Annotated in this window: 9 protein-coding genes; 5 read left to right on the plus strand and 4 right to left on the minus strand. The window is 39.8% G+C overall.

Annotated features, from left to right (window positions below):
* Positions 1–105: 105 nt before the first annotated feature.
* Positions 106–930 carry a CPBP family intramembrane glutamic endopeptidase gene (locus FJR08_RS09940; RefSeq protein WP_168633059.1) on the minus strand — a complete coding sequence of 275 codons (825 nt, stop codon included), beginning with the start codon at positions 928–930 and terminating at the stop codon, positions 106–108.
* Positions 931–994: 64 nt separating this feature from the next.
* Entirely contained in the window at positions 995–1,276 is a 282-nt protein-coding gene (gene clpS, locus FJR08_RS09945; protein ID WP_041457654.1) for an ATP-dependent Clp protease adapter ClpS, read from the minus strand.
* Between the two features lie 270 nt (positions 1,277–1,546).
* On the opposite strand from clpS, the gene FJR08_RS09950 reads away from it, so the two are divergent.
* Positions 1,547–1,903, plus strand: coding sequence for a hypothetical protein (locus FJR08_RS09950; protein ID WP_174783055.1), 357 nt, complete (start codon positions 1,547–1,549; stop codon positions 1,901–1,903).
* 75 nt (positions 1,904–1,978) lie between these two features.
* On the opposite strand, the gene FJR08_RS09955 is transcribed toward FJR08_RS09950, so the two are convergent.
* The gene (locus FJR08_RS09955; protein ID WP_015078743.1) at positions 1,979–2,176 is read right to left on the minus strand and encodes a hypothetical protein; all 198 of its coding nucleotides are present in this window, start codon (positions 2,174–2,176) and stop codon (positions 1,979–1,981) included.
* A gap of 631 nt (positions 2,177–2,807) precedes the next feature.
* On the opposite strand from FJR08_RS09955, the gene FJR08_RS09960 reads away from it, so the two are divergent.
* The 3 genes from FJR08_RS09960 (at position 2,808) to FJR08_RS09970 (ending at position 9,342) form a co-directional block, all read left to right on the plus strand.
* Positions 2,808–5,411 (plus strand): TIGR03960 family B12-binding radical SAM protein, encoded by a 2,604-nt coding sequence (locus tag FJR08_RS09960; RefSeq protein WP_168633060.1) that lies wholly within the window; start codon positions 2,808–2,810, stop codon positions 5,409–5,411.
* 895 nt (positions 5,412–6,306) lie between these two features.
* Positions 6,307–8,436 carry an Rne/Rng family ribonuclease gene (locus FJR08_RS09965; RefSeq protein WP_168633061.1) on the plus strand — a complete coding sequence of 710 codons (2,130 nt, stop codon included), beginning with the start codon at positions 6,307–6,309 and terminating at the stop codon, positions 8,434–8,436.
* 261 nt (positions 8,437–8,697) lie between these two features.
* Positions 8,698–9,342: a ribonuclease HII gene (locus tag FJR08_RS09970; RefSeq protein WP_015078746.1), complete on the plus strand. Its 645-nt coding sequence runs from the start codon at positions 8,698–8,700 to the stop codon at positions 9,340–9,342.
* 13 nt (positions 9,343–9,355) lie between these two features.
* On the opposite strand, the gene FJR08_RS09975 is transcribed toward FJR08_RS09970, so the two are convergent.
* Positions 9,356–9,955, minus strand: a complete 600-nt coding sequence (locus tag FJR08_RS09975) for a DUF1997 domain-containing protein (protein WP_015078747.1) — start codon at positions 9,953–9,955, stop codon at positions 9,356–9,358.
* A 110-nt stretch (positions 9,956–10,065) separates the two neighbouring features.
* Between FJR08_RS09975 and pheA the strand changes: the two genes are divergently transcribed.
* Entirely contained in the window at positions 10,066–10,917 is an 852-nt protein-coding gene (pheA, locus tag FJR08_RS09980) for a prephenate dehydratase (protein WP_168633062.1), read from the plus strand.

Consider the following 10,917-nt stretch of genomic DNA (forward strand, 5'->3'; position numbering starts at 1 on the left):
CTCATAACATAATCATAACATAGGCTTTTGGCTTTGTCAAGCCTTGATGATAATTTTAATGATTTTGAATTAAACCGCATCTACTTTGAATCGCATAGTTTTTTCTTAATCGGGTTTTTGCTGATTACCTATCCACCAAGCCAAACCACCCATAAATAATACCCCCATAACTCCCTGTAAAGGATTATTATTCACACCAGTAACCCAATCAGGAACTTGACCCGAATATTGGGTTAATTGTCCCACATTAATGATGTAATAACCCCAAACCAACCCACCATGTAAACCAATAGGTAAACCCAAACGCCCCCGTTTCCAACGTTTTCCCCATACCTGCGTTAAGCCCAACAGCACCAAAGCCGGAAACTGGGGTAAAGTATGAATAATTGCCTCCAAAGGTTTAATAAAATGGGATACAGCAAATAAAATTGCATCTATCCAGAGAGCGATATTTAATTTATAATCTCGTTGTAACTCATCCAATAACCAACCCCGAAATAATAATTCCTCTGCAAAACCCACACCCAAACTTACTAATAAACCTTCTAAAATTATTCTCCCTAAAAATACTTGTGGTTGTTGCCATACCAACCAACCTAGTACACCTTCCAAACTAAATAAAACTAAAACAGTAGTTAGTCCAATAGCCAACCCCTGCAACACATTCACCCCATTCAGGTGTGTAAATTCTAAACCATAATGGCTGAATATTTTTGGTTGTTGATAAACTTGATTACCCCAGATATTCAGCAGAAAAATAAACTCTATATATAATATAACCAGCGTCAAAATACTTTCTAAATTAGTATCTTTGACTAGCAAATAAATTGGTACAGCTAGGGGTAGCCATAAAAATAGTAAGGCCAGTATAAAACAAACCAGCCTCACAGGAACGGGGTATTGGGTAAGTTGAGTGAGATTAATTTTCATAAAGTTAGTCAGTTATCATTAGTCAACAATATACTGCTAATGACCAATGACCAATGACCAATGACTATTCGTCAGGTTCAATCGTACTACTTAAACCATGATTATTGAGGGTTTCAGAATAGAACTCCGCGTGTTCTTGAGCGCACCTAATTACTAAAGCTAACCCGTTATGGTGAGCTTCCATCATAATACTAACAGCTTGCGGTTGGGTGATGCTATTAACAGTAGTCATTAGCACCTGTACTACATACTCCATCGGATTATAATCATCATTATGGAGCAAGACGCGATACTGAGGCGCAAGCTTGCGGGATGTAGAACGCTTCTCAATGGTTTCGACTGACACGATTCTTTGCTCTTTTATTGTTGATTTACTACAATACAGTCCTGTTAGGCATTTGCTCAACAGTTATTTACTTCTGCACTGCCGCGGTTTCACCTGGAAATACTTTTGGCGTTGCTGAGAAGTTTTTTCCTAAAGCATCATAACACAAATAAAAGAAATTTGCATTGATAATGGGACAGAGAAAATTTTTCTTTGCCTTCTATCTCCTCACTAGCAACAGAAATTATTAAAATCAAGGAAACTGCAACATAGTTCCTACTCTAGATAGTTATGGATATCAGCCCAAAATTTCAACCAGGACAAATTGTGTCCTTGGATTATAGTCATCAAAATCTTTATGCAGAAGTTATTGAAATCGTGGTTTCCCGTCAATTGTGCTGGGTGCGTCCTTTACTGCTTGTGAACTCTACCCAAGAATTACCACTTGTGATGGATTTACGAAATGTATCTGATTTGTTATGGCCATTAGATTTATTTAGACCGGCTCTAGATACAGAAGTTATTGCTTTTTTAGGGCAACTTTTTCCCAAAGAACTCAAATTTGAGCCTGATTTAGGAGCTAAACAACAATTTAATTTATTTATTCATCAACTGTGGCAAGCATATCAACAAGGACAAGAAACATAAAGAGACTTAATTGCATAGGTAACACTAGCAACATAGGATGCTAGTAAGCAGCGTTGATGCCCAGTGCGATGAGACTTATCCCCAAGTAGGAACTAACTGTACCCGACCAGCATCCATCTCTGCCATTAGTAATTCTAAAGCTTCATAGTCAACATCAGAGATATGACCAAGCTTTGTTAATTCTGAGTTAATCTCATTTTCGATTTCTGGCGTTAATTTGCGGATATGCAGGGCTTTTTCTACCAACTGACGAATCACGTATCGAGTTTTCATAACAAATAAACCAAATTGCAGTTACTAGTCATTATCTCAGACAATTTTCGGTATAAAAGGTGATTTATACCTCTCGATCCTGTGATTTAGATCACTACTAAATAATCAAGACCAGTTATTCGGTAACTCTGTTTTTATCAGCGACAAAGGTAAAAATCAGGGCTGACAACTACAGAGAAATTTTACTGAAACCACCTCCATTCCTAGCTTCAGCAATAGTATTGCTATAGCGACAGATGATTAATCTGCATTCAGAAGGCATAAGTAGATTGTTTTTTAACTTGCTAAAAAAAAATGTATATATAAGTACACTTTACCATTGACTTATGACAATCTTTAAATAAACCCACTCAACCTATAAAGATTGAGTAAAGAGACTTCCAACTTGTAGCCAAGTCAGAAAAAAGGTTATCTTCAAATCAAATGCAAATCTAAACTTATCAAAGCTTATATGATAATTTCAATATAATTCCTAAAATTTTGCGCCTTTGCTCCTTTGCGTCTTTGCGCGAAACATAATTCATGCAGCACCAAATTTACAAGATAAAATTATTGAACTCAAGTTAAAATCTCTAATTAATGCTATTCTTAGAGTGGTTAGCTGTAATTTATGGTAGCTAGAAGATAGCAAGTGGCTGTTTTAGTTGAACAATTAATAACATCGGATATTTTAAAACCTGCTCGTTACCTGGGTAATGAGCGTTTAGCAGTCCATAAGCCTTGGGATACGGCAACAATTCGTTGGGTTTTGACCTATCCAGAAGTGTATGAGGTAGGAGCATCAAATTTAGGGCATATCATCTTATACAACATTTTGAATGCCCAACCTCGTCAATTATGCGATCGCGCTTACCTACCAGGAGCAGATTTAGCCGCAAAACTCCGCACTACGCAGACACCCCTGTTTGCAGTGGAATCTAAACGGTGGTTAACGGACTTTGATATTTTAGGCTTTAGTCTCAGTTACGAATTAGGCGCAACTAACATCTTAGAAATGTTAGATTTAGCCGGAATTCCCGTCACTAGAGAAGAACGGTTACAAGGAAATTACCCGCTAATTTTTGCCGGTGGACAAACAGCAACATCTAACCCCGAACCTTATACAGATTTCTTTGATTTCATCGTTTTGGGAGATGGTGAAGAACTACTTCCCGAAATAGGCTTGGTTTTAGAAGAAGGGAAAAAAACAGGCTGGAATCGAGAAGAACTATTATTAGACTTGGCACAAATCCCTGGTGTCTATGTGCCGCAGTTCTATGAAATGGGTATTGGTGGGGCTGTATATCCCCTGCGTCCAGATGTCCCCAAAAGAGTCCTGAGAAGAGTAGCTACGCCCATTCCTGCCTATTCTATTGGCTTAGTACCTTATGTAGAAACAGTCCATGATCGTCTCACCATTGAAATTCGTCGCGGTTGTACTCGCGGTTGTCGCTTCTGTCAACCAGGAATGCTAACTAGACCAGCGAGGGATGTCGAACCGGAAAAAGTAGTAGAAGCTATAGAAAAGGGAATGCGGGAAACTGGTTACAATGAGTTTTCCCTGTTGTCTTTAAGTTGTTCTGATTATTTAGCCCTACCAGCGGTGGGGATGGAAATTAAAAATCGCTTAAAAAATGATAATATTTCCTTAACCTTACCAAGTCAAAGAGTAGATAGATTTGATGAAAATATTGCTAATATCCTGGGAGGTACGCGCCAAGGTGGGTTGACCTTTGCCCCAGAAGCGGGTACACAAAGAATGCGGGATATTGTTAATAAGGGTTTGACAAATGAAGAATTATTGCGGGGTGTAAAAACAGCTTGGTCACAAGGTTGGGATAAAATCAAGTTGTATTTTATGATTGGTTTACCCGGTGAAACAGATGCCGATGTGATCGGTATTGTAGAAACGGTCAACTGGTTAAAACAGGAATGTTGGGAAAAAGGCCGAAGATCGTTAAACTTTACCTTGACCATTTCTAATTTTACCCCCAAACCCCATACTCCCTTTCAATGGCATTCAGTCTCCACAACGGAATTTGCGAGAAAGCAAAATCTCCTGCGACAAGAGTTTCGCAAAATGAAGAATGTGAAAGTAAATTTCACGGATTTTCGCATCTCCGCCATGGAAGACTTTATTGGTAGAGGCGATCGCACTCTGGGGAAAGTGTTACGTAGCGCTTGGGAACTGGGTGCAGGTATGGATTCTTGGTATGATAATGTAGATGCAGCATTTACAGCTTGGGAAACAGCCATTACCGAAGCCGGTCTAGACTGGAAATACCGTCAAGTTGAAAATGGCGAATGGAATCTGTTTGCTGCTGACAACAAAGAACCAGAAACCCTCTCACCTTTGGATACTCCCTTACCTTGGGATCATATTGATACTGGCATTGATAAAAAGTGGCTACAAGAAGACCTCCAACGCGCTCTAGAAGCCGCAATTGTCCCTGACTGCTCTTTTGAAGGTTGTTCTCATTGTGGAGTCTGTGGCACTGATTTCGGTCATAATGTGGTTGTGGCTGCACCACCCATTCCCAGCTTTATCGGTGATTTTGTTCCCAACACCACCAAAGCCCAACGATTGCGAGTATGCTTTGGCAAACAAGGGGATATGGCTTTGGTCAGTCACTTGGATTTAATGCGTCTATTTGATCGAGTTATGCGCCGTGCCAGTTTACCAATTACATTCACAGGTGGTTTTCATCCTGGTCCGAGGATTTGTCTAGCCAGTGCTTTGACTTTAGGTGCTACCAGTGAAGGGGAAATTGTTGATTTTGAGTTGACCCAAGCCATTGATATTGAAACTTTTCATGCCCAATTGGTTAAGCAGCTACCTACTGACATCCCTATATATAATGTGGTAGAAGTAGATATCAAGTCTCCCTCTGCTACCCAATCTCTAGAAGCAGCCGAGTATTTACTAACAGTGTCTATACCCCAAAGCGAGGTACAACCGGCACAATGGCAAGGTTGGATTGAAACTATTAAAAATCAAGAGGAGATTTTATCGGCACATACAACTAAATCCGGTAAGCAGCAATTAATAAATCTGCGCTATCGCCTGTGGGAGATAGAATTAGTATCATCCTCTCACCGAGAATCAGACTCAACAGCAGTATTGCGTTATTTGGGTGTCTGTCGTCCCGACGGTGTGATCTTGCGTCCTGAGCAAATATTGTCTATGCTGGAAACAGTGGCGAATGGAGAATTTCACCTCTTGCATATCCACCGCAAGCGTCTAGTTATTGGATAACTTGCTAGTAGGTGCCAAAAATTAGGACATTGTGGGAATTGATTTTTCGCAAGGTTGCGTTAGAATGATAATCAAGAGAAATTTTCTGGTGCTGCATTGAATGACTTGATTCACTGCCTGTGATCATTACAGGAGCGAAGGCAAAGATATAAGAGTGTAACTTCTAAGATTGTATCCCAGACAAATTCCGCTGCTGATTACAAACCACTCTCTCTATAGCTACCTTGTGAATCAATCACTAACAATAGCTTTCGTCAACTTCTCCATTCACTGATACATTCTATCTCTTAAATAAGACTTGCTTTGATTGCGGGCTTTTATGCAATTGCTACAAATGCAAGTGTGTTTAATTGTCAAAAATACCACGTAAGTATTGACAGAGATTAGAAACCTGCCAAAATTCTTGTAAAGATGACTCAGTGAGTTATCTGCACCCAGCTAGACTTTCTAGTAAAAACACGGATAGTGAATCCAGTGCTAAAGGCAGATTTCCCTCCGTCAGCAGATGGTAACCCCAAAAAGAAACCGTGTCTAAACGCGGATGTTTTCCACAAAGTGTGTGCTATTTAAATATAGTCAACTTTACTTGATGAAGCGTTAACTTTGAAATAGATATCTACGGATATCCAAAGTTTAAATAGCAGCGTATAGTATGGAAAATTGGCCAAAGGCGGTTGATTGAAGTCTGTAAAATATATGCAGCTATTCAGGAATAATCCGGCGTATAAACGCATCCAAGGTATCATTAGTTAGCTCTTCATAACTTTGCAGAGCTACTCAAATTGCGAATTTTTATTACTAGTAGCGTCTTGTAGCAGCGACCGTCAGGACAAGCGGGATAACAGAAAACTTCCTTGTAATTCCCAGCGGTGCTGCCAATTTTTGAGGAAATTGAATGCCAAAACAAATTATCATCGCGGAGCAGCATCAAATCGCTGCTGTATTTTCGGAAGATCAAATACAAGAACTCGTTGTAGCTACTGGTCATCACCAAATTGGTGATATCTATTTAGGTGTAGTAGAAAATGTCTTACCTGGGATAGATGCGGCTTTTGTCAATATCGGCGACCCAGAACGCAACGGTTTTATTCACGTCACTGATTTAGGTCCATTAAGGCTAAAACGTAGTGCAGCAGCGATTACAGAACTGTTGACACCACAGCAAAAAACCTTAGTGCAGGTGATGAAAGAACCAACGGGATCAAAAGGCCCCAGACTGACAGGTAACATCACCTTACCTGGTCGTTATGTCGTGTTGATGCCCTACGGACGGGGAGTAAATTTATCGAGACGGATTAAGAGCGAAAGTGAACGTAATCGCCTGAGAGCTTTGGCAATTCTAGTAAAACCAGCCGGAATGGGGCTGCTGGTACGCACAGAAGCAGAAGGCAAGCCAGAAGAAGCAATTATTGAAGATTTAGAAGTGCTGCAAAAGCAGTGGGAACTTGTGCAACAAGAAGCAGTAACTTCCCGTGCGCCGGCTCTACTGAATCGTGATGATGACTTTATTCAGCGCGTTCTCAGGGATATGTATGGTGGTGATGTGAATCGCATTGTTGTTGATTCCAGCACGGGCTTAAAACGGGTGAAGCAGTATTTACAAAACTGGAGTGGTGGCCAAACACCCCAAGGATTGCTAATTGATCATCACCGCGATCGCTCTCCTATCTTAGAATATTTCCGGATCAATGCGGCTGTCCGCGAAGCCCTCAGACCGAGAGTAGACTTACCATCAGGTGGTTATGTCATCATCCAACCAACAGAAGCCTTAACCGTCATAGATGTCAACTCCGGTTCTTTTACTCGTTCCGCAACTGCTAGAGAAACAGTGCTGTGGACAAACTGCGAAGCTGCGGCGGAAATTGCTCGTCAGTTACGGTTGCGGAACATTGCTGGGGTGATTGTGGTTGATTTCATTGACATGGAATCTCGACGTGATCAAATGCAAGTTTTAGAACACTTTAACAAAGCTCTAAAAGCTGATAAAGCTCGTCCCCAAATTGCTCAACTGACTGAACTAGGTTTGGTTGAACTCACTCGTAAACGTCAAGGCCAAAACATTTATGAATTATTTGGCGAAACTTGTCCTACTTGCGGCGGTTTAGGACATACCGTCAGATTACCGGGAGAAACGGAAAACCGCTTACCCATTCCGGCTGCGGACATCCCAGAGCGGTTTGTACCGATGCCACAAAGGGAATCTCGGACACCTGCACCTACCCGCATTCCTGATATCGGTAGCGTAGCCCAAGCCACACCCCGCGATACCTATGATGGTTTTGGAGATGGTTTTGAAACTGAACCAGAATTTAGCTCTCTCCATTTGATCAATCATCCTAGTTACCAAGAACTAAATGATAAGCGCCGGACCCGGACTCGTCGGAGTCGTATTGGTGTGAATGGCGCTAATGATAAAGATGAATCCCGCTTACCTACCAATCCTTTAGCTTTTGTCAATGATGCAGATTTGGACTTAGAAGAACCTGAATTACCAATCCCAGAAATCGCTCCACCTACTATTAATAAATCCGGTTGGACAGAAAGGCCAGAACGGGCAAAAGTCAAACTAGAACCGATTAAGGTAGAACCACCAGAGATTATTAATGTGGAAATGTCAGCAAAGGAACAAGATACTTATGCTGAAATGGGAATTTCTCCTTTACTCAAGTTAGATCGGGAGGGAAAAAATCCAAGATCGGTGATTATTAATGTTGTTCAACCAGGACAATCACCTATTGAAGAAACTGAATTTATCCCCGAACCAATTGTAATGGAAAAGACAATTCCTGAAGTTGTCACCATTAAAATACCGAAACCAACTTTTGAGCTAGAAGAAGAATCATCTTTCCCACCATTAGCAATATTCCCAGAATTGACAATAGTTCCCCAAGTAAAAGCAACTGAAACTGAAGGAAAAACTGAAATAGAAGCTGAAATAGAAGCTGAAACTAATAATGGATCTACTCCTAATCGTCGTCGTCGTCGTCGTTCATCAGCCTTAGATCCAGATGTTTTCGGACTATGATTTTCATGATTTGTGTGATTTATGTGATTAATTAATTAAGTAAGTAAGTAGAACGGCTTGAATAATTCAAAGTTTGTAGTGAGGAATTTATTCCTCATTTGAGGGCTGAAGCCCTTACTACGAAATCATCTCCAGATTTTTTACATTACTTAATCTACTTTGATTTATTTTCGTCTACTTACTTACTTAAATCAATTACATAAATCATAGTTACGACTAATCATCTGAATCAAACAAATCACACAAATCACAGTTTAGACAATGGGAGAAATTAAACCTGCACTCTGGGATAATTCGAGTTGGTTAGAGTTTTCTAGCTACTCAAATATGCAGGGTGCAGTTGGGGGTGTGGACGAGGTAGGAAGAGGGGCTTTATTTGGTCCTGTGGTGGCAGCGGCAGTTATATTACCAGTAGAGGCTTTATCAATCCTGATGGTAGATAACATTAAGGATAGTAAAAAGTTGTCTAGCTCTCGCAGAACTAAACTAGCTGAAAAAATTAATACCCTGGCGTTAGACTGGAGAATTGGTTATGCTACAACTGCGGAAATAGATGAGTTGAATATTTTACAGGCAACTCTATTAGCTATGAAGCGGGCTGTTTTGAAGTTGAAGGTAAAGCCTGAACTGTGTTTGATTGATGGTAATCAGTTGGTGAAGAATTTGCCAATACCACAAGAAACAATTGTTAAGGGTGATGAACTATCGCTTAATATTGCCGCAGCTAGTATTATGGCTAAGGTTTGGCGTGATGATTTGGTGCAACGGTTAGCATTAAAATACCCTTTATATGATCTAGAACGGAATAAAGGTTACGGAAGTCCGCGTCATTTACTGGCGCTTCAAAAATACGGACTTTCACCTTTACATCGGCGTTCTTTTCGTCCTTGCCAAATTCCATCTTAAAACTACTCAAAATTCAAAGTTGGTAATATGGCTTGGTCACTCTACCGCTATCAGGAATGTTATGATCAATCTCGTTATTTTGAGTTTGCGAGATTACCCAATGCCGATAATCTGCTAAGAGGTGATGTAACAATCTTTGCTTAATTGTCAGTAGCACACTTTTGAGTAATCCATTCCCTGTAGTTTCTAAAATTGATTTGGGTGTAAAGGAAAATGGTTGTGGTATGTCTACTAAAACTTCCAAATCAGCTTTCCCTTGCAAGTGAGTTTCACCATTGAGTTGAACTGGTGATAAATAGCCTTTTAAATTCAGCGCAAACCTTTCGTTAATATACTCAAAACCCAGTATTTCACAACCGAGCGATCGCAAATAAATTGTACCGCTGGCATCTGCCCAAACTCGCATATCTACGGTTGGCTGAATACTCAGTGACATAAAAGACAGAGGACGCATTTTTAACCGAAAAACTTCGTCAGAAAGTTGTTGAATTCTTGTATTATCAGCTAAGGCATTGACCAAACGTTGAGGTTGACGCAAGTAGTGTTGAATAGGAATAGATTGCTTAGGAACGGAAATTTCCACCGATTGAGAGGCAATAAACTTAGTAACCATGAGCAAATTAAACCATTTGTTTTTTTTATTGTAATATTTTTTAACAATTTAAATTGCTAAAAAATCAAACTTTCATTTCATTATTAATTAAATTCGCCAAATTTAAAAGCATGAATCTGAAAATCGCTCATTTAGGTCCACAGGGAACTTATACCGAACAAGCAGCTTTTTTTTATCTCAACTGGTTAAAAACCCATCAGGGCATTATCGCTAATTTATATCCTTATCCTAGCATAGCTCAATCACTACAAGCTATAGCAGATAAAAAAGCAGAAATAGCTGTTGTCCCTGTGGAAAATTCTATTGAAGGTAGTGTCAACATGACACTGGATAGCTTATGGCAATTGGATAATTTAAAAATTCAGTTGGCGTTAGTTTTACCAATTCAACATACATTAATTTCCTATGCAACTAACTTAGATACTATTAAAACTGTCTATTCTCATCCCCAAGCGTTAGCTCAATGTCAAGGATGGTTGTCACGTTTTTTACCAAATGTCAATTTAATGCCTAGTAATTCTACTACTGAAGCATTACAGAGATTAGAACAGGAAGTAACTACAGCGGCAATTTCTTCTAGTCGAGCGGCGCAATTGTATAATTTACCTATTTTAGTTAAGGGTATTAATGATTACCCAGAAAACTGCACTCAGTTTTGGGTGGTTAGCACGGAGGAAAATCATCCCATTGATTGTACTCATACATCCTTAGCATTCAGTGTACCAGCTAATATACCGGGCGCATTAATGAAAGCATTGGCGGTATTTGCTCGTTTGGGTATTAATCTCAGTCGGATTGAATCGCGTCCTACAAAACGCTCTTTGGGCGAATATTTATTTTATTTGGATATTGAAGCAGATGTGAATGCACAGATGATGAAATCTGCTTTAAGAGAGTTACAAAATTATACAGAAATCTTGAAAATCTTTGGTAGTTATAGCGTGTTACCCATTAGTTTATAA

This window comes from Dolichospermum sp. UHCC 0260 (assembly GCF_009711985.1).
Taxonomy (GTDB): domain Bacteria; phylum Cyanobacteriota; class Cyanobacteriia; order Cyanobacteriales; family Nostocaceae; genus Dolichospermum; species Dolichospermum lemmermannii.

Bases quoted from the DNA above. Each gene is read 5' to 3' on its own strand.
- FJR08_RS09965 (WP_168633061.1), top strand. From the start codon at position 6,307: ATGCCAAAACAAATTATCATCGCGGAGCAGCATCAAATCGCTGCTGTA.
- pheA (WP_168633062.1), top strand. From the start codon at position 10,066: ATGAATCTGAAAATCGCTCATTTAGGTCCACAGGGAACTTATACCGAA.
- FJR08_RS09955 (WP_015078743.1), bottom strand. From the start codon at position 2,176: ATGAAAACTCGATACGTGATTCGTCAGTTGGTAGAAAAAGCCCTGCAT.
- FJR08_RS09950 (WP_174783055.1), top strand. From the start codon at position 1,547: ATGGATATCAGCCCAAAATTTCAACCAGGACAAATTGTGTCCTTGGAT.
- FJR08_RS09940 (WP_168633059.1), bottom strand. From the start codon at position 930: ATGAAAATTAATCTCACTCAACTTACCCAATACCCCGTTCCTGTGAGG.
- FJR08_RS09970 (WP_015078746.1), top strand. From the start codon at position 8,698: ATGGGAGAAATTAAACCTGCACTCTGGGATAATTCGAGTTGGTTAGAG.
- FJR08_RS09975 (WP_015078747.1), bottom strand. From the start codon at position 9,955: ATGGTTACTAAGTTTATTGCCTCTCAATCGGTGGAAATTTCCGTTCCT.